The following is a 23,825-nucleotide window of genomic DNA, read 5'->3' on the forward strand; positions in this document are numbered from 1 at the left end:
ACAGGTGAAGTAGACGACATGTCCTACGCACGACTCAGCGGAGTCACCCATCACGATCCCGACGACGCCTACGACAGCTACATCCTGTTCACCGGCGCGGACTCGATCACCCGCCTGATAGACCTCGCGGGCACCGTCGTTCGGGAGTGGCCGTTCGCGGGGGTCCCGCCCCGGATCATCGACCCGGCGCTCAACGGCGGCCGCATCGGTGACCTCGGAGTCCAGCTCAGCGAGAGCGGCGACGCCCGCGGCGGAATCTACGCCAACGGGACTGTCGGCCAGCTGGATTGGGCGGGGGACACGGTGTGGGAATGGGGGAGCCAGGCGCCAGGCGGAGCCGCACGTCAGAATCACGACTGGGAGCTGCTGCCCAACGGCAACCGGCTGTTGCTGGTCACCGTGCCCCGGGTGGTGCCCGACCTCGGTGCGGCGACCGTGGGTGATCAAGGACTGATCGAGGTCGATCCCGACGGCGCGATCGTGTGGCAGTGGCTCGCCGGTGACCATCTGCACGAGTTCGGCTTCACCGAACTCGGGTGGCAGGCCCTGCGCGCCACCGCGGCCCGTGACCCCGAAGACCCGTGGGGCTACCTGGAAATGAACAGCGCGAAATCGCTGGGGCCCAACACCTGGCACACCCAGGATCCCGACACGGTCTTCCATCCGGACAACATCGTCGTCAGCTTCCGCAAAGCCAATATTGTCGCCCTGATCGACAAGGCATCCGGCGCGATCGCCTGGAAGCTCGGCCCGTATTTCGACGCCGTCCCCGGCGCCCAGCATCAGCGCATCAACGTCCACAAGGTGCCGCGCCCGGTCGACCAGATTTCGGGCCAGCACAATCCGCACATGATCGCGCCGGGCCTGCCGGGCGCGGGCAACATCCTGGTCTTCGACAATCAGGGTGGTGCCGGCTATCCGCCTGCGTCGCTGGGTATCTACGCGGGATCGCGGGTGCTCGAGATCGATCCGACCACCGAGCAGATCGTCTGGCAGTACACCGCCGAGGACTCCGAGCGGCCGTCGTGGACGTTCTTCAGTTCCTTCGTCAGCAACGCTCAGCGACTGCCCAACGGCAACACCCTCATCACCGAGGGAATGCGGGGCAGGTTGTTCCAGGTGACCCCCGACGGCGCGGTGGTGTGGGAGTACCACAGCCCTTACGAGGGCTACGGCGTCGCCGGTGAGCCCGAGGTTCGCCAACCGCGCGTACCCGGAGTCGACCGACTCACGTTGACACCGTTGGTGTATCGAGCTCAGTCGGTTCCCTTCGAATGGGTTCCCGACCTCGCGTCGGCATCGGTTGACAGCTGACCGGACCACGTCGACACCGAACTGAAGGAAGGACGACGAGGTGACAACCAGCGTGGGAACCACGACAGCTTCCGATCCACCGGCGACCTCGAAACGCAGCGCGCGACGACCACGCCCCACCGGCACACCCGTGTGGATCGCGCGCGCGAAGGCACTGGCGTGGACGGTCACCGGGCTCGGTCTGGCCGCCCTGGTGTGGTCACTGGTCGCAGCAAGCGGGCAGTTCCCGGACGAGCTGTTTCCGGCCCTGCCCGAGATCGGGCGAGCCGGGTACAGCATGTGGCTCGACGGCATATTGGCCGACGACATCATCGCCAGCTTGCGCCGTGCCGCAACAGGATTCGTCATCGGTGCGCTGGCAGGCATCACCGCGGCAATCCTGACCGCGAACACCGCGACCGGACGCACACTGCTTCAACCGGTCCTGCGATTACTCTCTCCCATTCCGACGATCGGACTGGTCCCGCTGGCGATCCTGTGGTTCGGGCTCGGCGAGGACAGCAAGGCGCTGGTGATCGCGCTCGGCGTTTTCGTCCCGGTATGGATCAACAGTCACACCGGCTTGTCGGGCACCCCACGGGACTACTTGCAAGCCGCGCGCTGCCTGGGCGCTGGGCGGCGCCAGACGCTGCTCAGGATCGTGTTGCCCGAAGCGGCCCCCGACATCGTCTCCGGACTGCGTGTCGGTGCCGCGATGTCGTTCGTCCTCATCGTCGTTGCCGAAATGACGGGAACGACCGAGGGAATCGGCTATCGCATCTACCAGTCGCAGATGTTCTCCCAAGCCGACCGCGTGATCGCGTGCCTGATCGTTCTCGGCATCATCGGCGCCGTCTGCGACCTGGCGATCGCCTCGCTCACCGCGCCGCTGACGAAATGGTCGGAAAAGGAGCACTGAGATGGCACTACATACCCACGACCTCGTTGTTCACTACCCCGGACAACAGGCCCCGACGCTCGACGGGATCAACATGTCGATCCCCGACGGCTCGTTCACCGTGTTGGTCGGCGCCTCCGGTAGCGGCAAATCGACCCTGCTGCACTGTCTTGCCGGTCTCATCACCCCCACTGCCGGGACGGTGACCGATAACGAGACCCCGGTACTGGCGCCGGATCCGCGCCGTGGCATGGCCTTTCAACGCGATGTGCTGTTTCCGTGGATGTCGGTGGCCGACAATATCGAGTTCACCCTGCGGGCTCGGGGCGTGCGCGCCCGGCAACGACCGGCGCGCATCGTCGAACTACTCGATGTTGTCGAGCTGCCCGAGGGAGTCGGCGCACGCCGTCCCAGCGAACTGTCCGGTGGCATGCGCCAGCGAGTGAGCATCGCCCGCATGCTCGCCGGCGAGCCCGCCGTGATGCTGATGGACGAACCCTTTGCGGCACTGGACGCGCTGACGCGGCTGAAAATGCAGGACCTGCTCATCGACCTGTGGACCCGGTACCACCGCACCGTCGTGTTCGTCACCCACGACATCGACGAAGCGATCCGGCTGTCCGACACCGTCAGCGTGCTGCGCGACGGCCACATCGTCGAACACATCGCGAATCCCTTGACCCGGCCGCGTCATTCGGACGCACTGGCCGAACAGCCCGGCTACAGCCGGATCCGCAAGCTCCTGCACCACGAGCTCGGCATCGACCACGCCATCGCCTGACCCACCTTTTCGAGCTAGGACTCACCGTGAAGAAATCTCTCCGACGTATTGTCGCCGCGGCCTCGGCCGCTCTTGCCCTCTCGGGCGTTGCCGCCTGCGGCGAGGCGGGCAGTACCGATCCCGCCACGCTCACCGTCGGATTCGTCGTCGACCCGTCCTGGGCTCAGATACCCGTCGCCGACCGGCTGGGGTTGTTCGGCAAGCACAACGTCAAGGTAAAGGTCATCAACTTTCCCTCCGGGGTCGAAGCACTGCAGGCGGTCGCTGCCGGACAGGTCGACATCGCCACCGCCGCCGACGTGCCCACCTCCGCCGTACTCACCCGGTCACCGTCGCTGCGCATCGTCGGAGACGGCTCACGCTGGCAGGGCTCACGCATCGTCGCCCGACGGAGCGCCGGCATCAACGACGTCGCCGACCTGGCGGGCAAATCCATCGGCACACCACTGGGCACCAGTGCCGCCTACTTCGCCGCGAACGCCCTGGCGCACAACAACATCGCAGCGAACTTGGTCCAGGTGGCACCCTCGGCGATGGTCACCGCGGCCACTCAACGCGATATCGACGCGGTGTCGGTCTTCCAGCCCTACCAGGCCCAGGTCATTTCCGCGCTCGGCGCCGACGCGGTCGAACTGTCCGGCGGCAGCTACAACCAGCACAGCCTCTACCTGGCCACACAGGACGCCCTCACCCGCAAGGCCGACGCCGTGACCTCGTTCTTCGCGGCGCTGTCCGACGCGAGCGAGCAACTGAAAGCACTCGCCGATCCCGCTGTCGAGGCGGTCGCGGCGGCCACACAGCTACGCCCCGACCTGCTGCGTACTGTGCTTCCGCAGTTCGACTTCACGATGCAGTTGCCGCCCGCGCTGCCGGGCAAGCTCGACGAGCTGGGCCGATGGGCCGAGAGCCAAGGCAAGATCAAGGCCGGTACCCCGCTGCCGGACTATGCGACGCTGACCGACAACCGCTTCCTTCCGGTGAGTAAATGACCGACGCTCCGGAAATTCTCGCCTGGCAGCGAACATCGTTGGCATTACTGGCGACAGCGATCGCGGTGATCCAGTCCAGCCTCAGCACGCCGACTCCATAGTTCGCTACAGGGTCGCGCGCGCACCTCACGATCCTGCTGGCGCGCACCATTTCGGATTCTTCCTCGACTTCGCGTTCGACTGCGAGCGAGGGTGGGGCCGAGACGTCGCACCAGCCGCCGGGCAGCGTCGATCTTTCGTCACTGCGGTCGCGGATGAGCAGGATGCGGCCATGGTCATCGAAGACGCCGCCTCGGAGGTCGACTTCGGTTGTCATACATCCCTTTTCGAAGAACACGGTCTTCTGCAAGTCGCGATGTGTCCTCGGGGTCGGGTGTTGTTACCGGTGGGTGGCTCGGGCGGTGTTCGTCCGCTCGCGAAGGATTTCGGCGAGGCGGTCGGCCTGCTCGTCGACGGTCTGGGGCCCGTTGCCGGTGAGCAGGTTGTGGTCTTCGTCCCAGACCGTCTTGGGTGCGGAGGGGTTGAGGGTGAGGCTGACGTCGTAGCCGGCGTCCTCGAGGGCGACATCGACGTAGTAGGTCAGGCGGGTGCGTTCGCCGGGCACTTTCGGGTACTGGGTGGCGAGCATCATCTTCTCGCCGTACTTGGGGACGGTGGTGATGTGTGCGCCCTTGAAGGCGTGGTCGGGGTCGACGGTGGTCTTGCCGTCGGCGTCGATGCGGTACTTCGCGGAGGTGAGGGCGATGGGGGCGTGGCAGATCAGGGAGATGGGGACGTTTTCCTCGTGCAGGGTGTTGAGCAGTTCGCCCATCCAGGGGTTGTCGTGGAAGTCGACCATGGGGGCGTGGCCGCCGGGCATGTGAACGAAGTCGACGTCGGCCAGAGTGAAGGCGTCGGCGGGGTCACGGTGGCGTTCGATGAGCTGGGGGAGGGACAAGTACTCGAGCTGGGGCAGGGCGTCGAAGCCTGCGACGATGTCATCGCGGATGGCGACGGCTTCTTCGTCGGTCTTGGGCAATGCCTGCGAGACGGGCAGACGCCCGAGGAGTCGGTGAGCGAGGGCGAGCTCGTCGTTGCGGCGTTCGAGGAGGCCGGGGTTCTTCTCGCGCAGTTGCTGGGGGCTGAGGTGCTTGACGTTGCTCTGCAAGGTGGTGCGGGCGGTTGCGAGGCCGAGGCTGCCTGCAGCTTGGAAGTTGAGGGCCATGCCATTGATGTCGAGCTGCGGTGGTCGGCCGTCGGGGGTGGCGAGGATGAAGTCGTGGGTCTTGTCGAACTCGGCCATGACGGCGGCGAGCTCGACGAGGAAAAAGCCGGTGGGAATCTCGGTGTTGGGAGGTTGGCTCAGTGGGAGCAAGCGAGCCGAGGACAACACGATCAGGGCCTTGGGGCGAGTGGTGGACTCGGACATGAGGTTTGCTTCTTTCGGAGTGTGCCGGCCGGGGCCAGAGGTGGGGTCAAGCCGGGACGCCGGTGGAGCGCTTGATCAGCGAGTCGAAGGCGCGGTCGGGCAAGATCTTGCTGAGCAAGACCAGGGGGCCGGCGCCGAAGCCGACGCGGTAGCGGGTGCGTGGACGTCGCACGGTCGCCGCCTTCGTCACGACCTTGCCGATGACAGACGGCGGCGAGGTCATGCGGGCGTCGGGCCGTGAGCTCTGATCCAGCGATACCGCCATCGCGGCAGCTTGTTCGGCATAGGGGCTGTGGCCGGAGGTGGCGCGCAGCTTGTCGGCGGCGATCAGGCCCCATCCGGTGCGGATGGAGCCGGGCTCGATCACGACGACATCGATGCCGAACCGCGTCACTTCCAGGCGGAGCGCGTCACTGAGTCCCTCGACGGCGTACTTGCTGGCGTGATACCAGGCGCCCATCGGGGTGGCGAAGCGCCCGCCCATCGAGCTGATGTTCACGATGGTGCCGGAATGCTGGGCGCGCATGTGGGGCAGGACGAGCTGGGTCATGCGGGCAAGGCCGAACACGTTCACCTCGAGCTGGGCGCGGGCTTCGTCGAGGGGAACGTCCTCCAGTGCGCCGTAGGAGCCGTAGCCGGCGTTGTTGACGAGTACGTCGATGCACCCTTCTGACTCGATGATCTCGGCGACCGCCTTCTCGGCCGAAGCCTCGTCGGTGACGTCGAGAGACAGCGTGCGCACACCCGAGGAGGCCAGATCCTTCATCTGTTCGGTGCGCCGTGCCGCGCCGTAGACGGTGAAACCGGCCGACTGGAGCTGGCGCGCGGCGTCCTCTCCGATGCCGGAGGAAGCGCCGGTGACCAGGGCTACCTTGTTCGTCATTTCCCTTCCTTCCCTCTGATGCGGCTCGGTGGCCGAGCCCTGCGCCACATAACGAACCTGCGGTCTCTTCGAGAGTATCGGACCATCGGTCTGATATCAATAGACCTCCGGTCTTCAATCAAAAGACCTTCGGTCTGTAACATCGGGGTGTATGACGACGTTCCAGCGTGCCCGTAGCCAAGAGCAGCGCGAAACCCGGCGATTGAGCATCCTGGCGACCGCGGCGTCGATGCTCAGCGAGATGCCGGTATCCGCGCTGAGCCTCAACGAGCTCAGCCGCCGCGTGGGGCTGGCGAAGTCGAATGTCCTGCGCTACTTCGAATCACGCGAAGCAGTCCTGCTCGAACTCCTCGCGAGCATGGCCCGCGACTTCCTGACCGAGGTCGTCGACCAACTGCCCGCCCACATCGACGGGGCCGCCCCCGTCAGAATCAAGTCGACCGCGTCGGCTCTCGCCGCCTCGTTCGCTTCCCACGAGATGCTCTGCGAGCTGCTCAGCGTCCAAGCCGGCATCCTCGACCACAACATCTCCACCGAGGTCGCCACGCACTACAAGCGCGGAGCGCACGACACCCTCTCCGGCCTTGCCACGTTCTTTCGTAATGTCCTGCCCGAACTCGACGACCGGCAGGCCGCCGAGGCCGCCAACATGACGATCGTCCTCGTCGGCTCGCTGTGGACACACACTCATCCGGGACCGGCTGTGCGCGCGGTCTACGAGGCCGACCCGAATCTGGCTTTCCTGCCGACCTTTGCCGTGGCACTCGATCGTGCCCTCACGCTCCTGTTGACCGGCCTGCTCTCCGACCCTGACCGGTAGTCACCACCGCGGACGAAGCACCCGCAGTTCGACGCCGACTCAACCGTGAGTGCGCGGTAGGAAGGGTTCGACCGCGTTCTGGTGGAACGGGAGTCGAGCGCTTCCGTCGGAGTCGGCACGCTCACGCCAGTAGATGGATACATCATGAGGACCCGCGGGGCAGGCGACAGTTCTCGAGGTTCTGCGAGAGCGGGTTCAGGTTCTAATAGTCCCGAATCCCGATCTTTCGGCGGATGTCGGTGTCGCTGACTACATTTCGAGCGTATGAGGTCAAACGGTTCGCTCGCCCCGCTGGTTGACGCTGTCGCTGTGTTGGATCCACAGCCCCGCGAGCGCCAATGGGTGAGTCTGACCTTCTGCGTCCTCGATGCCGTCTACAGCATCGGCGCGAACTACCACCACCACGTAGTGCCAGTCGTCCGACGTGTGGCAACTGACTTCGGAGTGGACACCCCCGCGGCTACTCCGGCGGCGGCGACGTCAATGGCTGATCCTGTGCCTCTCAGCGCGCTGATCAGCCGCTACGCGGACCCGGATGCTCTCATCGTGGTGACAAAGAACCGGCAGAACACGTCCACGCGTGGCGGGATCCGCAAAGCAGATGCGGTTCTCCGCTATGCCGAAATCCTCAATCAACATGGCGTGGCCACGTTGGCAGACGGTCGCGCCGCACTGTCCGATGATCAGCGGATGGAGCTGATCGACCACGCGCTGCGAATGGTGCCGGGCGAAGGCGCGGCGGGTGTCAGGCGGGGTTACCTGTGGATGTTGGTCGGCGACCACCAGAGGGTCAAGCCAGATCGGATGGTCCTTCGGTGGTTGGCACGTATCGGTTTCCACGTCGACGTGGAGGGCGCACGCTCGCTACTGGATCAAGTCTCGGAATCGCTGACCGACCGGCTCGATCGTGTCGTCTCACCATGGGAAGTCGACCATGCCATCTGGAATGCCGAGCGCCACAAATAGCGGCGGCGTCAGGATATTCGGGACACCGGCGTGGCCGGTGTACTGCACGGATCGACCAACTCGGCCATCACCTGGTGCGGTTTGTGCCTCGAATCCGCGCTGACGAACTCGGTCAGGGCAGAGATCGACGGTGCCTGCTGGAACAGAGGCGACAGTGCCGCCGAGCGAGACGCCGAGCGCCCCGACCTGACTGGTTGGCGTCACTGGCATGAGCTCCATAAGTCGTCGGCCGCGCGGCCAATCCCTCCGACAAAGACCTTCGAGCGCAAACCGAAGCATCCCGAACAGCAACGGGCGCGGCGCGCCATTCAGGCTGGCCGACGAGGTCGACTGATTGTGCTCCTTCGAGGGCGCACCTGCGTCGGACTATCGGGACCTCGATCGGGCAGGCCCTCCGCTGTTGCGCGTATTCGAACTGTCAAGAGTTGACGCCGAAATCCTGGCCACAATGCGGCACGCGCTCGACGGACACGAAGAGCTCAATCCCGAGTACCGGGGCCACCCGAACACGATATTGGTGCACCCGGTGACCGTTGTCGCACCGTACACGGTTACCCGGATCGCAAAGACCTTGGCAGAGACTGACTTCCGACTGGTCTCGGCAGCACTGCCCGAGGATGCCGAACAAGCGCGGCAGGCCTTGGGTGACTCGATCTCAAGTCTGCGCCACCCATTCGAGTACTTGGCCCCGCATTTCGACACCCTCCGTGATTTCTATGTCGAGGCCGCTCAGCGGTCGATGGCTGCTGTTACTTGGTGGGATTGATCCCCGCGATGTTCAGTCCGGGCCTCACGTCCGCACATGCCGCGTCCCGCGCGATCCTGAGAGCCGCGGCACCAGCCGACGAACGCACTCAACTGCCGATGAGCGAGCGTTGGGTGCAGATCGCCCGAGGTGGTGGTGGATGTAGTCGGACACGCTGCGGACCAACTGCCGAACACCAGGTAGGCCCGGCAGAGATCGTCACCTCGGTCGGTACCGTCGTCTTCACGACCCGCCTCGGGCCAACGGTGGCTGAGGGCAGGACCTCTGCATGGCGAACTGCCTTCGAGAGCTCTGCCGATTACCGCGTGCGTTCAGTGGGGGTGCGGACGGCGGCGAGTTGGGTGGCGCTGGCGACGAGATTGCCCTTGCTGTCCCAGGTTTCGACTGTCTCGTGCATTCGGCCTGCGGTGACGTCGGTGGCCTGCATGGTGACGTGGAGGGGTCCAGGCGCGGGGCGGCGGCGCAGGTAGGCGGTGAAGCTGATGGTGGGCGCCCAACCGGGCATGCCCAAGGTCAGGGAAGCCGGGGGTATCGGGTCCAAGGCGATCAGCAGCGAGAAGGAGTCCCAGTCGGAGCCATCCGCCAGGCGCAGCCAGGCGGCGATACGACCCTCCATGGACGGCTTGCCGACGACGAAGCCCAGGGTCGAGGGGTCAAGGCGATGCTCGACGACATCGAGCAGCGGCACGGGAAATGGCGCGCCCGGCGGGTTCGAAGGGGAATGGAAGCAGTCGTGCTCGGCCAGGATGGCCGGGGCCGTCGCGGCCGTCCACCAAGGGTCGGAATCCACGAGCAGTCCGAGGGTGATCAGGGCTTCGGTGCAGGATCGGCCGTTCTGCTCCAGCCGAGCGCGCAGCTGCGTCGAGGCGCGGCCGGCCCGCAAGACTTCGACGGTCACCCTGGCCGCGCCCGGCGAGGGAGGCGCCAGGAACGTGGCGCTGATCGCGGTCAGGTGCGGGTGATCGGAACGAGCGGCGGCCGCGCGGGCCAGCACGGCCAGGAGATAGCCGCCGTGCAGCTTGTCGCCAACGGCCCACTGCGAGTCGAGGTCTGCTGCGAAGGCGTCGTTACTGGGGATTACCGCCGTGGCGTCGACGAAGGTCTGCATGCAGCCAGGTTGACATCGTCAGGTTGACAATGTCAATGTGATGAGGTGACGGACAGAAGGGTGCGGGCCAATCCAGGACAGGGCGGGCGGCTACGGGAGGAGATCCTGGAGGCAGCCGAGCAGCTGCTCGAAACCGCCGGTACCGAGGACGCGCTCACCGTGCGCGCCGTCGCCTCGGCCGCCGGAGTTTCCACGCCGTCGGTCTATCTGCATTTCACCGACCGGGAAGCCCTGCTCGAGGCGGTCTGCTTCCGGGTCTGGGGTCAACTCGAGGAACTGTTCCACCGCTGCCAGGTCGCAGACCCCTTCCACTCGCTGGGGCGGTTCGGTCGCGCCTACGTCAAGTTCGCACTCGAGCACCCGGTGCAGTACCGGGTCCTGCTGATGCGCACATCCAGTTCCGAAAATCCTGCCGCGACAACCTGTTTCCGGTTGATGACCGACGCGATCGCCACCTGTGTCGCCACCGGCCTGATGCACGGCGACCCAGGCACACTGGCGCTGCATCTGTGGTCGGCTGCGCACGGCTGCGTCTCGCTGCTCATCACCCAGCCGCAACTGCCATGGCCCGAGGACCTGGACGCCTTCATCGACGACACGATCCGCATGGCAGGTTTCGGCGTCGCCCTACAAGCGCGCCTGCCCGAGATTCGAACCAGCCCCGCACTCGTTGCCGCTCTGGAGGGCCTGCACTCGCCCTGATCCCGGTGAGGCCATCGGTCTGACGGAGATCCCTGACCTGCCGAGAACCGAAGATGAAGGGCGGGACCCGAGGCCGGTCGTGTTGAGCGTTGCCGGTTTCCTGCCGGCCGTAGCGCTAGAGGTTGTCGATCGCTGTACCAGGTCTGCGCCATAGCTTGACCAGTAGAGGATCGGTATGTCTTCAGATGCGATTGTCGCGCACGTATCGGTCCGCTTGCGGACCGATACGCTGTTGCCGTGAGAGGGACGCTGGGAAAGGGTGATGGCTGTGAACTGCCTGCCATCGCTGTCTATCGGCTCAGCGACGATCCGCAGCCGGGCATCGTGTTGGTCGAGTTGGTAGATGTACGCGGCCGACCTCACCAACTGGTCGACAAGACCGCATACTTCGGCGGGGAACTGCTTCCTATATCGCGCACAGGATCGACGGAACCGAACACGTTGCGAGGACAGATTCCGAGTGGGTCGCGGTCAGGGTGTTCAGCACAATCATCTGGGCTGCACGTGGTCTCCGTGGAGCGAAGGTGGGAGTTCAGCCTGCGAGCGTGAGTTGGTCGTCGGTGATCTGTGTACGCAGATCACCGGTCCTGGCTGAGCGCACCCCCGACGGACGCTGCACCGGCGGAGTCGGGACGGGTTTCACCGCGGCATCGCGATTCAGCCTTCGAACCGCGCCGGACGAGTTCCGCCGCGAAACCAGCCCGCTCGACAACCCGCCGCCGGCACCTATCGCGCGGACCGCGTGGTGGGTCGAGCCGGTCTTCGTCGCTGACATCGAGTACCGCGAGATCGGCGGAGCAGATGCGCCACCCGGCAGCGGGTCCATCGGCGATCGATTCGGACCACGCTAACCACACACTGGTCCCCATGGTCGTGCAATCGACCCCAAAGTCTCTGCCCCAATAGTCGAACCGCACTGCAGACTGCCGATGGCCTGCGGCGCGATCGCAGAGGTTGCGACGACATTCGCTGACGCCAGCTGCGGTTACCGTGTAAGTTAATGGTGATTCTTCACGAAGGCGGTAAATTTCGACGGGTTTGCATCACTTCGGGGAAGCGCAACGACGCGATGGTTCCTCCCGTCCGAAGGTAGAGAAAGTGGTGTGGCCGGATGCGATTCAGTGCTCCTGTAACTCTGTCGGCTCTAATCGTGGCCGGGGTGGTCTGCTCGGGGTCCAGCGTTCATGTCCCGAACTCCGACACGTCGGTCGACCCGGCGGAAGCCCTGCTCGCCACCTCCGTCGCCAGAAACGAAGGTAGCGGGGTTGTCGAGGGCGATGAGGACGCGGCACTGTCTCGAATGGTGGGTCTGCTTCCTGTGGTGCCCGAGCCCTCCCGCAGCTGGCGAGAGGTGAAGTCCCTTGCTGACGTGGATCCGATTGTCACCGAGGCGGTTTCGGTGCGGAGCGTCCCGTTGCCGATCGGCCGTGGTGTGCTCGGGATTCCGGAGATAGTTCTCGCTGCCTATCGCAATGCAGAGTTGACACTCGAATCGACACAGCCCAGCTGTGGGGTCACCTGGAACCTGCTCGCAGCTATCGGCCGAATCGAATCCGCGCACGCAAGCGCCGGTCGCACCGACGCTGCGGGGACAACGACGACCCCGATCTTCGGCCCGGCGTTGGATGGCACGCTCCCTGGCAACGAGGTCGTCTTTGCCGGCGACGGCAGCGCGGTCCGCGCGCTGGGGCCGATGCAGTTCCTGCCCGGCACCTGGAGCCGGTACGCCGCGGACGGCAATGGTGACGGCGTTTCGGATCCGCACAACATCTTCGACGCGACCGCGGCAGCGGCAAAATATCTATGCTCCGGCGGCCTCGACCTGCGCGATCCAGCGCAGGAGCTACGGGCGGTGCTGCGCTACAACAACTCGCGGTCCTATGCGGCCGATGTGCTCAGCTGGTCCACGGCTTATCGCACCGGCGGCACTGCGAGTCAGGCGCACATCGTGGAATCGGTCCCCTCGATGCCGACGCCTAGCCCGGGCAACGAAGATGTCGTCGCGGCGAACAACAACACCTCGGCTGCCCCGGCCGAAGAACCCTCGGAGACTCCCGAGATGGCGGCCGAAGCACCCGCGGAGGTCCCCGACGCGCAACAACCCGCCCCGGGAATGATCACCATCCCGGGCTTGCCGCCGATCCCGTGCGGCATCTTCTGCCCGCCGGTGGGGCAGGAACCGGGACCTGGCCAAGAAGCGGCCCCTGATCCGAATGCCGTGCCTGTCCCAGATGCTCCGATCGAGTCGACTGCACCCACTCCGCCGCCGGCGATCACATTGCCGTTCGGCATCGTGGTTCCCATTCCCAGGAGCTGAGGCTGTGCCAGTGGCGAACACTCGATGAAACGTGACCCGCTCAGTTCCGGGGGTGGGCGGGCAATGGTGCCACGACCCTTCGACGTGAATATAAGTTAGTGGTTATTCTGAAGTAATCAGCGGGAACCTCGTCCTCGCTTTCATGCCGACCGAGACGGCACCGCCCATGCCGAGCGAGGTGTAGATATACCCGCCATGGTCAATTGGAGATACGCGTCGTCGATGGCGCCCTCGCCGAAAACCTCTGCGAGTAAGCCGCGTCCGACCTCCCGCGATCGGCGGCGCGGACCAGCCCGAGCGCGGCCTCAGGGGTGTGGGCGTCGGGTTCCTCTTCTGGGCCGTTGATTCGGCTGGTCTGTCCGAGCTGACAGGCTTCGGCCACGACCGCCTCACCCTGTCATGATGGAGGCATGGATGAGCGCACTAAGGTCCTGTACGCGATCGTGACAGGTGCCGGTGGCGCGGCCGATGTCGGGGAACTGGTGGCTCTGGCGCAGGCGGATGGTTGGGAAGTGTGTGTTCTCGCATCTCCCAATGGCACTCGGTTTATCGACGCCGAGGCGCTGGCGGCGCAGACGGGATACCCGGTGCGCTCAACGTTCAAGGAACCGGGCACCACAGACCTGCTTCCTCCTCCTGACGCGGTTGTTGTGGCTCCGCTGACGACGAACTCGATGGCGAAATGGGCGGCGGGGATTGGCGATACGTTGCCACTAGCGTTGCTAGTCGAGACGGTCGGTGCCGGGTTGCCCGTGGTGGCAGTACCCCACGCTCGTGCGACACAGTTCAAGTTCCCTGCAGTCGCTGCTGCGCTATCCGCCCTCACTGAGTGGGGCGTGCGATTCATCCGGACCGCTGAGGGTGATCCGGTTCCGTGGGCAGCTGCGTTGAAGGCTCTCGACTAGCACTCGCACCGCCCGTGTGAGGTCTCTAATGTTGGTCGCGGTCGTGCCTGCGGATGGCGGTCAGTTATTCCCGAACTCAGGCGAATTCGCGCCGCCAAATACGACTGGTCGCCGCCGATCTACAGAGATCGACCTACCCCGCATCCACCAAATGGCTCCGACCATTCGAGGCGACATGCGAGCCCGCGAATAGCTCAGGAATCCGATTCAAGTAAGCGGACTCTCGGCCTGCTCTCCGAGCCCCGATCGGTAGTAGCCATTGCGGACTAAGCCGGGGCCCCAAGACGTAGAGCAACCATCCGCGGTGAGGAAAGCACCCTCGGGTGGGGATCGGTCGAGATCTCATAGGTTGGGTTGTGCCAACCCTGGGGTGGGTTCCGGGCAGTCGACTGCTGCGGGATCGTTGATGGCACACCGGAAACGGTGTCGGAGGGGATCGATCGCGGGTATCGGTCCCTCTGCTGGAGATCAGGGGCAACACGATGTTCGTAGGGCGAATTCAGTTGCGTGCCAACGTGGTAGCGGTCAGTCTGACTGTCGCGGTTCTCGGTGCCGCAGTCGCGGGCTGTGACCCGACGACCGGGCCCCGCAGTGTGGAGGTCACCACGACCCGCACCGCCGAAGCAGCCGAGTTCAGTACCGACGAAGAGTCGTTCCTCGAAGAGATCAGAATCAACGACGCGGCCTTGCCGGGGAAACCGGCGAAGGAGCTGGTTGCCGCGGGCCACGCGACGTGTGAACATCTGCGTGGCGGCGTGTCGGTTCTGGACGAGACATCCGCGGTTGAGCAGAACTACCAGTTCGATCAGGGCCCGCTGTTCGTCAGCGCCGCGACCACGAATCTGTGCCCGGACTTCGTTTCGTGACCACGTGCGCATCGTCGACCTGCCCAAGGGCGGTGGATGGGGCAGGGCTCCACGCATCGAAGAGGGCCGGCACTCTTAGTCCGATCATCGATGCTCGGCGCGGCGGGCTAGACTGTGCGCCCGGAAGGCTCTTACCTTCTGCCGATTCCGGCTGAGAGTCGGCCGACGGTGGCGAAGGAGCCCGCGCGTGGATACGCCTTCCGGTGGCCGCGTCTATCAACGTTGTCCGCCCGAACCGAATCGACGGTAATGCCCCGATGAGCACAGCGACCGCCAACGAGGCGTTCGAACACCCTGCCCTGTTCTATGCGAACGAGCAGGAATACACGCAGCAGACGGGGGCATTCCTGCGCGAGGGTTTGGCGGCGGGTGAGCCGATGGCCGTCGCGGTACCGGGGCCCAACCTCGAGTTGATCAAGGACGAGCTCGGCGTCGATGCTCGCGACATCTCATTTCTCGATATGACCGAAGTCGGTCGCAACCCGGGGCGGATCATTCCGAAGGTGCTCAAGGGGTTCGCCGACGCGCATCCGACGGGGCGGGTGCGCATCATCGGCGAGCCGATCTGGGCTGGGCGTAGCGCCGTGGAATACCCCGCATGCGCGCAGCACGAAGCGCTGATCAATGCCGCCTTCGAAGGCCGCGCGGTGACCATCCTGTGTCCCTACGACCAAACACGGCTGGACGCGGCGGTCCTGGCCGATGCGCGGCTCACCCACCCCACCCTCATCAGTCAGGGGCGCGAGCAGGCCAGCAACGACTACGACTGGCAGGCGATCGTGGCTCGCTACAACGAGCCGCTGGTGTCGGCGCCCGATGCCGCCGTCTTCGCCTTCGGCGAAGCCGAGCTTCGATCGGTCCGCAACTTCGCCGTCGACCACGCGAGCAAAGGGGGACTCGACGCCCTACGGCTCGAAGACGCCAAGCTGGCGGTCGCGGAACTGACAACCAACAGCGTGGTGCACGGCGGCGGCCGGGGACTTTTCGCGATGTGGTCCGAGCCGGGACACCTTGTGTTCGAGGTTCGCGACGGCGGGTGCCTGAGCGATCCACTGGCCGGGCGCAGGCCACCTGAACAGGGACAGTTCGGCGGTAGGGGCCTGCTGCTGGTGCACTACCTGGCTGATCTGGTGCGCATACACACCGGCGAGGACGGCACGACGATCCGCTTCTATCTCGACGTGTGAATCAGAATCTGCCTCGCATATCGTCGATAAACCTGTAGCGGGCCCAATCCCGGTTAGCCGCGTTCACTCCGAACGGTCGCAGCGTAAAGTCTTCGGTCGGGTGGTCATTCGAATCCGCAACACACCGCTCGGTCGTGTGGGGTGACGGTCGGCCCTACCTCACACCGATCGGATAGGTGTTCGATTCGGACCGGTCGACCAACGAGGACAGCAATGACGGATACCGCAGCACCGGCCCGAGCAGTGCCCGAGCAGGCCCCGCCGATGCAGGCCGCGGTAGCCACCGACGAAGTCGAACTGCGGCGGCTGCTGGCCGGTTTGACCGCGGTGCGCGACGGTGATTTCGGCACCAGGTTGCCCACCGACGCCGACGGGCTGCTCGGCGAGATCGCCACGGTGTTCAACGGCATGGTGGACCAGCTGTCGCTGTTCACCTCCGAGGTCACCCGTGTCGCGCGCGAGGTCGGCACCGACGGACGCCTCGGTGGGCAGGCCGAGGTACCCGGTGTGTCGGGCACCTGGAAGGACCTCACCGACTCGGTGAACGCGATGGCGGGCAACCTGACCAGCCAGGTGCGTGATATCGCTCAGGTCGCCACCGCGGTCGCGCGCGGTGACCTGAGCCAGCAGATCACGGTGAACGCGCGCGGGGAGATCCTCGAGCTGAAGAACACCATCAACACGATGGTCGACCAGCTCTCCTCGTTCGCCGACGAGGTCACCCGCGTGTCGCGTGAGGTCGGCACCGAGGGCAGGCTGGGCGGGCAGGCCGACGTCAAAGGCGTGTCCGGGACCTGGCGAGATCTCACCGACTCGGTGAACTTCATGGCCGGCAACCTCACCGCGCAGGTGCGCTCGATCGCACAGGTCGCCACCGCCGTGGCAGGCGGTGACCTCACCCAGAAGATCCGTGTCGATGCCCGCGGCGAAATCCTCGAGCTCAAAGAAACCATCAACACGATGGTCGACCAGCTCTCCTCGTTCGCCGACGAGGTCACCCGCGTGTCGCGCGAAGTGGGCACCGAGGGCAGGCTGGGCGGGCAGGCGGACGTCAAAGGTGTCTCGGGGACCTGGAAGGACCTCACCGAGTCGGTCAATGTCATGGCCGACAACCTCACCGCGCAGGTGCGCTCGATCGCGCAGGTCACCACGGCGGTCGCGGGCGGCGATCTCACCCAGAAGATCCGTGTCGATGCCCGCGGCGAAATCCTCGAGCTCAAAGAAACCATCAACACGATGGTCGACCAGCTCTCCTCGTTCGCCGACGAGGTCACCCGCGTGGCCCGCGAGGTCGGCACCGAAGGCAACCTCGGCGGGCAGGCGACCGTTCGTGGCGCCTCGGGCACCTGGAAAGACCTCACCGACAACGTCAATGTGATGGCCTCCAACCTGACCAACCAGGTGCGCTCGATCGCCCAGGTCGCCACCGCGGTGGCGCGCGGTGATCTGAGCCAGAAGATCACCGTGGAGGCCAAGGGTGAGGTCGCCGCGCTGGCCGGGGTGATCAACACCATGGTCGACACGCTGTCGGCGTTCGCCGACGAAGTCACCCGCGTGGCCCGCGAGGTCGGCACCGAGGGCATGCTCGGTGGTCAGGCCCGCGTGCCCAACGTGGCGGGTACCTGGAAAGACCTGACCGACAACGTCAACTCGATGGCCAACAACCTGACCAACCAGGTGCGCAACATCGCCCAGGTGACGACCGCGGTCGCCCAGGGCGACCTGACCCGCAAGATCGACGTGGACGCGCGCGGGGAGATCCTGGAACTCAAGACCACGATCAACACGATGGTCGACCAGCTGTCTGCCTTCGCCGCCGAGGTGACTCGCGTCGCCCGCGAGGTCGGCTCACAGGGCCGACTGGGCGGCCAGGCCGAGGTCGAGGGCGTCTCGGGCACCTGGAAGCGGTTGACCGAGAACGTCAACGAGCTGGCAGGCAACCTGACCCGCCAGGTCCGCGCTATCGCCGAGGTCACCAGCGCCGTCGCCGAAGGCGACCTGACGCGCTCGATCACCGTCGAAGCCTCCGGCGAAGTCGCCGAGCTCAAGGACAACATCAACTCCATGGTGGAGTCGTTGCGCGAAACCACCATGGCCAACCAGGACCAGGACTGGCTCAAGAGCAACCTGGCCCGCATCTCGAGCCTGATGCAGGGCCAACGCGATCTGCATGTGGTGGCCGAGCTGATCATGGACGAACTGGCGCCGCTGGTGTCGGCACAATTCGGTGCGTTTTATCTGGCCGACGAGACCGCCGAGCAGCCGGAGCTGCGATTGATCAGCTCCTACGGCAGCCCGGACGGGCCGGGCAGCGCGCCTCGGCTCACCTTCGGCCAGTCGCTGGTCGGGCAGGCGGCGCGCAGCCGCCGCACGATCGCCGTGGACGACGTTCCCGGTGACTACGTCACCATCTCCTCGGGGTTGGGGCGAACCGCGCCGGTCAATCTCCTTGTGCTGCCGATCGTGGTCGAAGACCAGGTGCTCGGTGTGATCGAGCTGGCCTCCCTGCATCGCTTCACCCGCATCCACCTCGATTTCCTCGATCAGCTCATGGAAACGGTGGGCGTCAACGTCAACACCATCGTGGCCAACGCGCGCACCGACGAACTGCTCGTCGAATCGCAGCGCCTGACTTCTGAGTTGCAGGCACGCTCGGAAGAGCTGCAGGTACGCCAGGAAGAACTGCAGCTGTCCAACGCCGAGATGGAGGAGAAGGCGGCGCTGCTGGTTCAGCAGAACCGCGACATCGAAGCAAAGAACCTCGAAATCGAGCAGGCCAGGCAAGAGCTCGAGACCCGCGCCCAGGAACTCGCGCTCGCCTCGAAGTACAAGTCGGAGTTCTTGGCCAATATGAGCCACGAACTGCGCACACCGCTGAACAGTCTGCTCATCCTCGCTCAGTTGCTGGCGCAGAACCCGACCCGCAATCTCACACCCAAACAGGTCGAATACGCCGGCATCATCCACTCGGCGGGTTCGGATCTGCTGCAGCTGATCAACGACATCCTCGATCTGTCCAAGGTCGAGGCGGGCAAGATGGATATCACCCCCGAGCGGGTGCCGCTGCGTAAATTGCTGGACTACGTCGAGGCGACCTTCCGCCCGGTGACCACGCAGAAGAGTCTCGGATTCCGGATCACCACGACTGCGGGTCTGCCACTGGAGTTGCTCACCGATGATTCTCGGCTGCGGCAGGTGCTGGGCAATCTGTTGTCCAACGCGGTCAAGTTCACCGAGAGCGGGTCGGTGGAATTGCGAATCGAGCCGACGGAGACCCACGAGTTGCCCGCCGCGGTACGCCGCCACGGCATGGCCATCGCCCTGCGAGTGATCGACACCGGCATCGGCATCGCCCAGCATCAGCTGGAGTCGATCTTCGGCGCCTTCCAACAGGCTGACGGCACGACGAGCCGCAAATACGGCGGCACCGGGCTCGGACTGTCGATCAGCCGCGAGATCGCCTACCTGCTCGGCGGAGCCATCGCGGCCGAGAGCACCCTCGGCCAAGGCAGCACCTTCACCCTCTACCTGCCGGTCGCTCGCCCCGACTTCCACGAAGTGCTCGAGCTCGAGCACACGGACCGACAGCAGACCCACGACCGTCTGGAACTCGCGTCGAATTCGGCGACGCCACAGCAGCGTCGGCTGCTGGTAGTGGAGGAGCGACCGCAGGGGCTGCTGTCGCTGGTCGCGCAGAGCGCGGTGGCCGACCTCGCCGACAACAACGACCCGCGCGGGCCGGTCCAGGTGGTCAGCGCGATCGGTGTGGTGGAAGCGGCGGGAGCACTCGCGGCCGAGTCGTTCCACTGCGTAGTGCTGGAGCTGGACATGCCCGACAGCGCCGCGCTGGAGTTCCTCGAGACGATGGACGGCGATGCCGCGTTGAGCAGCGTGCCGGTGCTCGCCCACAACCGCCGCCTCGACGCCGAGCAGGAACGCCTACTGCAGGATCGCATGCGGCGACGGCCGCTGGAGTTGCTGTCGAGCCTGGATGAACTACGCGAGCGGATCGCCCTGCATGTCACCGCCGAGGCACCCGGGGACGTACTGCCCCTGGTGCGCCGGGACGACGCACCGGTCGCCACGCCGCATCGCCCGCTCGGCGAGCTGGCCGGGCGCACTGTGCTCATCGTCGACGACGATGCCCGTAATCTGTTCGCGCTCAGCAGCATTCTCGAACTGCACGACATCACCGTGTTGCACGCCGAGAACGGGCGCGAGGGCATCGACAAGCTGCTCACGCACCCGGAAACGGATCTGGTGTTGATGGACGTGATGATGCCCGAGATGGACGGCTACACCGCGACATCGACCATCCGCGAGATGCCACAGTACGAGAAGCTGCCGATCATCGCCGTGACCGCCAAGGCCATGCTGGGTGACCGGGACAAGAGCCTGGCCTCCGGCGCCAACGACTACGTCACCAAGCCGGTCGACGCGGATGCGCTCCTGGCCTGCATCGTGCACTGGCTCGGTGTCAGATGACCGACTCCGGAATCGGTGACACCGATGCCGGGACAGACCCGGTCGTCTCGCGCCTCGCGGCCACGGTGGAGCGGCTACACAACCAGATCCGGCAGGCACAGGCCACAGCCGACGGCCGGGCGCTGATCGAAATGGCCAAGGGTGTGCTGGTCGAACGGCTGCACTGCGGGCCCGCGCAGGCGGCAACCCAGCTGGAGATCCTGTCCGCCCGAGCCGGGGTCGCGCCCCTGGAGTTGGCCGTCGACCTGGTGAACCAGGCGGCGCAGGACAAAATGAGCGCGGTGGTCGGGGAGTTCCTGCAGGCCACCGCCACACCACCCAGCGAGCCGACGGCGGTCGTGCGGCTGCGCACCGCCGAGAGCGGACTGCTCGCGGCGGGCGATACCCAGCGGGTAGCGGAGTCGGTGCTCGAACACGCAGTGTCACCGCTGGGCGCCACAGCGGTCGCGATCTGGTCCGCGGGCATCGACGCGTCGCTGTCTCTGGCGGGTTTCGCCGGGATCGCCGGGCACGAAGCCCAGCGGTGGCGCTATGTGCCGCCGGGGGTGGCGACCCCGGCGCGGCATGCGCTGATCCAACGCACGCCGCAGTGGATCGAGGACCTGAGCGTGTCGGGGCTGCCGTCGATCGGAGACCGTGCCGGCGGCCGAGCAGCGATCCCGGTCGGCGCGGCCGGCAAGATACTCGGGGTGCTCGAGGTGTGCTGGCCTCGGCCGATCGAGGTGCAACCGCGCCAGATTCACCAGCAACTGGAAGCGCTGGCCGAGCTGTGTGCGCACACGCTCGAGTCCGACTCTGCTGCAGTACGAACCACCGAACGCGCTGATGTCGCCGACCTCGTGCGCTTGGCCGATGGGTTGTTCGACCCCGCACTGGTGCTCATACCCCACCTCGACGAGGGCACGCTCGCCGACTTCTCCATCCACCATCTCAACAGCTGCTTCGTCGACCCGGCCGGTCGACCTCCCGGCCTGATCAGCGGCTCGTCACTGCTCGAGATGTACCCGATGGCCGCGGTCGAGGGACGACTGTTCGAGCGGATCGAGCATGTCTTCGCTACTGGCGAGACCTACCGCGCCGACCGGGTCATGCTGACCGAACTGGTCGACCAGATCCCCTTGACCGTCGCGGCCGCGCTCAGCATCAGCCGCCACGGCGACGCCGTGCTCATGGTGTGGCGGATAGAGGACGAGTCGGGGCGACTGGCGACGCTGCTGCAGCACGCCCAACGGCTCGGCCGCGTCGGCGGTTTCGAGGAGAACGCGGCCACCGGCGAGATTACTTGGAGCGACCAGCTTTTCGCGCTCTACGGACTGGCACCGACCACCGACCCCGTCCCGCTGGCGCAGCTGCCAGGCCATGTCCACGACGCCGACACCGAGGCAGTGCGACGGTTTCTGCGCACGCTGCTGCGCTACCGCCGTCCTGCCTCCACCGCATGCCGACTGACCAGAGCCGACGGCGTGACCCGTCACGTCCGGATCATCGCCGAACCGGTGGTCGACGCGGCCGGGCACCTGCACGCCGTCCGCGGTGCGTACCAGGATGTCTCGTCCCAACACTGGACCGAGATCGCGCTGTCGGCGACCCGGGACCGGCTCACCGACACCGAGATGCGCGCCGCCGAACAGAGCAGTCTGGCCAGGCAGCTCCAGCAGGCCATCATGCCCGACGCGCAGCCGTCAACCGACGCGTTCGGTTTGCGTATCGCGGTGCGCTACCGACCGACCGAGCAGGACGAGCTCGTCGGTGGCGACTGGTACGACACCATCGTGCTGCCGTCGAAGGAGATTTTGATATCGGTCGGCGACATCACCGGCCACGGCATCACGGCCGCGACCGGAATGGTCGTGCTACGCAACGCCTTACGTGGGCTTGCCGCAACCGGTGCCGGACCGGGCCAGATGCTGGCATGGCTGAATCTGGTGGCGCACCACCTCACCGACAGCATCTTCGCCACCGCCATCTGTGGCGTCTACAACCCACTGACTCGGGTCCTGCGCTGGGCTCGCGCAGGCCACCCGCCACCAGTGCTGGTCCGAGCCGGCCACGCCTGCTCCCTGCCTGAACTCAAAGGCATAATCCTCGGCGCGCTGGCGGAAACAAGCTACGAGGAAGGCGAAATCCAGCTCGAATTGGACGACACACTCCTGCTCTACACCGACGGCCTCATCGAGCGCCGCGACCGGGATCTGGACCTCTGTATAGAACGACTTCTCACGATCTCGGCCGCATTCACCGGAAGCCTGGATGAGCGTCTCGACCACCTGCTCGACAGCAGCGACGCCGACACAGACGACGACACCTGTGTAGTCGGTATCCAGGTGGGAACAAGCCAGGGCCCGCCGACCGGCAACCTCTGATCGCCGCCCTCACGTGTACGAGGCGGAGATGAAACAAGCTCACCGCTTCGAAGTACTCGATGACGACATGTATGTACTCATCGAATGAACAGCGAGTCGATTATGCTGACGCGCAGCTGCTTTGGGCCGCCTCCCGGATCAGACGGCGTAGGAAGCGGTGCTCCGGATCATCGGTGAACACCGGATGCCACCACATCGCCTGGGTCAGCTCGCCGAGGTCGACCGGGCAGGGATAGGCCGTGAGACCCTCGCTCATCCCGGGAACCGCCAGCAAGCGGCGGGGGACCAGGGCGATACGGTTGCTGCCGCTGATCAGGCACCGGACGGTCAGGAAGTTCTCGGTGACGATCTGGCGCGTCGGTTCGATGCCGAGCATCCGCAACCGGCGCGCGGCCGGGGTGGAGGCGGTCTGGGAGTGGTAGACGAGAACCCAGGGGCGCCGCTGCAGGTCCTCGGCGCTCAGTTCGCCGCCGGCCGGTTCGTGGTTCCGATCCGTCACGACCATCCAATCATCATGGAAGACAGTCTCATTGGGTAGATCGGTGACGAACCCGTGCGGCACGAGCATGACGTCGTAGGTGGTGAGGGTGTGCTCGGCTCGGGCGACGAGTTCGGGTGAGGAGGGGAGTATGCGCAGGCGTGCGTGCGGTGCGGCCGAGGTGAGCAGCTCGGCCAGGCGTTGGCCGAGCAGGGCGGTGGTGTAGTCGCTGGTCACGACGGAGTATTCGCGGCTGGTGTCGGTGGCGTCGAAGGTGCCGCGCGCGGAGAACACCCGCTCGACGCCCGTCAGCGCGGCCCTGGTGCGCTGACGCAGCTCGATACCGAAGGGTGTCAACCGGTACCTGTTGCCGACCCGCTCGAGGATGTCGTCGTCGAAGTGGCGGCGTAGCCGAGCCAAGGCTGCCGAAACGGCCGGTTGCGTGACGCCGAGCTGCTCGGCGGCCCTGGTCACACTCTCGTGCTGCACCACGGCCTCCAGCGTGACCAGCAGGTTGAGGTCGAGATTGGCCAACGGGCGAGCAGGCTTCTGCATAACTCCCATTTATACAGACAATCAGAAATCACGCCTTCCCTGATGGTGATGTGGG

The 23,825-nt window shown here is 65.7% G+C and carries 20 protein-coding genes; 16 read left to right on the forward strand and 4 right to left on the reverse strand.

All coding sequences use genetic code 11. The features are described 5' to 3' along the window. Window positions 1-18 precede the first annotated feature (18 nt). The 5 genes from OHS03_RS09825 to OHS03_RS34680 are packed head-to-tail and all read left to right on the forward strand — an operon-like array spanning window position 19 to window position 4,062. Window positions 19-1,314 (forward strand): aryl-sulfate sulfotransferase, encoded by a 1,296-nt coding sequence (locus tag OHS03_RS09825; RefSeq protein ID WP_328662438.1) that lies wholly within the window; start codon window positions 19-21, stop codon window positions 1,312-1,314. A gap of 40 nt (window positions 1,315-1,354) precedes the next feature. Beyond that, window positions 1,355-2,212, forward strand: coding sequence for an ABC transporter permease (locus OHS03_RS09830; protein ID WP_328662439.1), 858 nt, complete (start codon window positions 1,355-1,357; stop codon window positions 2,210-2,212). Between the two features lies 1 nt (window position 2,213). Beyond that, window positions 2,214-2,972: an ABC transporter ATP-binding protein gene (locus OHS03_RS09835; protein WP_328662440.1), complete on the forward strand. Its 759-nt coding sequence runs from the start codon at window positions 2,214-2,216 to the stop codon at window positions 2,970-2,972. Between the two features lie 26 nt (window positions 2,973-2,998). Beyond that, on the forward strand, window positions 2,999-3,961 hold the full coding sequence (locus OHS03_RS09840; protein ID WP_328662441.1) for an ABC transporter substrate-binding protein: 963 nt from the start codon (window positions 2,999-3,001) through the stop codon (window positions 3,959-3,961). Next, window positions 3,958-4,062 carry a DUF202 domain-containing protein gene (locus OHS03_RS34680; RefSeq protein ID WP_364653962.1) on the forward strand — a complete coding sequence of 35 codons (105 nt, stop codon included), beginning with the start codon at window positions 3,958-3,960 and terminating at the stop codon, window positions 4,060-4,062. The genes OHS03_RS09840 and OHS03_RS34680 overlap by 4 nt, the downstream gene beginning before the upstream one ends. A gap of 278 nt (window positions 4,063-4,340) precedes the next feature. Here OHS03_RS34680 and OHS03_RS09850 read toward each other — a convergent pair whose 3' ends face one another. Next, the gene (locus OHS03_RS09850; protein ID WP_328662442.1) at window positions 4,341-5,369 is read right to left on the reverse strand and encodes a DJ-1/PfpI family protein; all 1,029 of its coding nucleotides are present in this window, start codon (window positions 5,367-5,369) and stop codon (window positions 4,341-4,343) included. Window positions 5,370-5,415: 46 nt separating this feature from the next. After that, complete coding sequence (locus tag OHS03_RS09855; protein WP_328662443.1) at window positions 5,416-6,252, reverse strand: oxidoreductase; 837 nt, start codon at window positions 6,250-6,252, stop codon at window positions 5,416-5,418. A 151-nt stretch (window positions 6,253-6,403) separates the two neighbouring features. Here OHS03_RS09855 and OHS03_RS09860 point away from each other — a divergent pair, with 151 nt between their 5' ends. The 3 genes from OHS03_RS09860 to OHS03_RS09870 all read left to right on the forward strand — a co-directional run bounded on the left by OHS03_RS09860 (window position 6,404) and on the right by OHS03_RS09870 (window position 8,804). Then, window positions 6,404-7,072: a TetR/AcrR family transcriptional regulator gene (locus OHS03_RS09860; RefSeq protein WP_328662444.1), complete on the forward strand. Its 669-nt coding sequence runs from the start codon at window positions 6,404-6,406 to the stop codon at window positions 7,070-7,072. A gap of 309 nt (window positions 7,073-7,381) precedes the next feature. After that, window positions 7,382-8,038, forward strand: coding sequence for a DUF8548 family protein (locus OHS03_RS09865; protein WP_328662445.1), 657 nt, complete (start codon window positions 7,382-7,384; stop codon window positions 8,036-8,038). 448 nt (window positions 8,039-8,486) lie between these two features. Then, window positions 8,487-8,804 (forward strand): hypothetical protein, encoded by a 318-nt coding sequence (locus OHS03_RS09870; RefSeq protein WP_328662446.1) that lies wholly within the window; start codon window positions 8,487-8,489, stop codon window positions 8,802-8,804. A 298-nt stretch (window positions 8,805-9,102) separates the two neighbouring features. Here OHS03_RS09870 and OHS03_RS09875 read toward each other — a convergent pair whose 3' ends face one another. Next, window positions 9,103-9,912, reverse strand: coding sequence for a thioesterase family protein (locus OHS03_RS09875; RefSeq protein WP_328662447.1), 810 nt, complete (start codon window positions 9,910-9,912; stop codon window positions 9,103-9,105). Window positions 9,913-9,957: 45 nt separating this feature from the next. On the opposite strand from OHS03_RS09875, the gene OHS03_RS09880 reads away from it, so the two are divergent. The 8 genes from OHS03_RS09880 (at window position 9,958) to OHS03_RS09915 (ending at window position 22,737) form a co-directional block, all read left to right on the forward strand. Then, window positions 9,958-10,614 carry a TetR/AcrR family transcriptional regulator gene (locus OHS03_RS09880; RefSeq protein ID WP_328662448.1) on the forward strand — a complete coding sequence of 219 codons (657 nt, stop codon included), beginning with the start codon at window positions 9,958-9,960 and terminating at the stop codon, window positions 10,612-10,614. 545 nt (window positions 10,615-11,159) lie between these two features. Next, on the forward strand, window positions 11,160-11,465 hold the full coding sequence (locus tag OHS03_RS09885; protein WP_328662449.1) for an ATP dependent DNA ligase: 306 nt from the start codon (window positions 11,160-11,162) through the stop codon (window positions 11,463-11,465). Between the two features lie 299 nt (window positions 11,466-11,764). Beyond that, on the forward strand, window positions 11,765-12,931 hold the full coding sequence (locus OHS03_RS09890) for a lytic transglycosylase domain-containing protein (RefSeq protein WP_328662450.1): 1,167 nt from the start codon (window positions 11,765-11,767) through the stop codon (window positions 12,929-12,931). Between the two features lie 410 nt (window positions 12,932-13,341). Beyond that, entirely contained in the window at window positions 13,342-13,836 is a 495-nt protein-coding gene (locus OHS03_RS09895) for a flavoprotein (protein WP_328662451.1), read from the forward strand. 482 nt (window positions 13,837-14,318) lie between these two features. Beyond that, window positions 14,319-14,702: a DUF732 domain-containing protein gene (locus OHS03_RS09900; RefSeq protein ID WP_328662452.1), complete on the forward strand. Its 384-nt coding sequence runs from the start codon at window positions 14,319-14,321 to the stop codon at window positions 14,700-14,702. Between the two features lie 257 nt (window positions 14,703-14,959). Further along, a complete protein-coding gene (locus tag OHS03_RS09905; protein WP_328662453.1) occupies window positions 14,960-15,889 on the forward strand; it encodes an anti-sigma factor RsbA family regulatory protein in 930 nt (309 codons plus the stop codon). 213 nt (window positions 15,890-16,102) lie between these two features. After that, window positions 16,103-20,374: a HAMP domain-containing hybrid sensor histidine kinase/response regulator gene (locus tag OHS03_RS09910; RefSeq protein ID WP_328662454.1), complete on the forward strand. Its 4,272-nt coding sequence runs from the start codon at window positions 16,103-16,105 to the stop codon at window positions 20,372-20,374. Beyond that, window positions 20,371-22,737, forward strand: coding sequence for a SpoIIE family protein phosphatase (locus tag OHS03_RS09915; protein ID WP_328662455.1), 2,367 nt, complete (start codon window positions 20,371-20,373; stop codon window positions 22,735-22,737). The genes OHS03_RS09910 and OHS03_RS09915 overlap by 4 nt, the downstream gene beginning before the upstream one ends. 100 nt (window positions 22,738-22,837) lie before the next feature. Here OHS03_RS09915 and OHS03_RS09920 read toward each other — a convergent pair whose 3' ends face one another. Then, complete coding sequence (locus OHS03_RS09920) at window positions 22,838-23,779, reverse strand: LysR family transcriptional regulator (RefSeq protein ID WP_328662456.1); 942 nt, start codon at window positions 23,777-23,779, stop codon at window positions 22,838-22,840. Between the last annotated feature and the right edge of the window lie 46 nt (window positions 23,780-23,825).

Origin of the sequence: Nocardia salmonicida, assembly GCF_036142455.1 — a bacterium.
Lineage (GTDB): Bacteria > Actinomycetota > Actinomycetes > Mycobacteriales > Mycobacteriaceae > Nocardia > Nocardia salmonicida.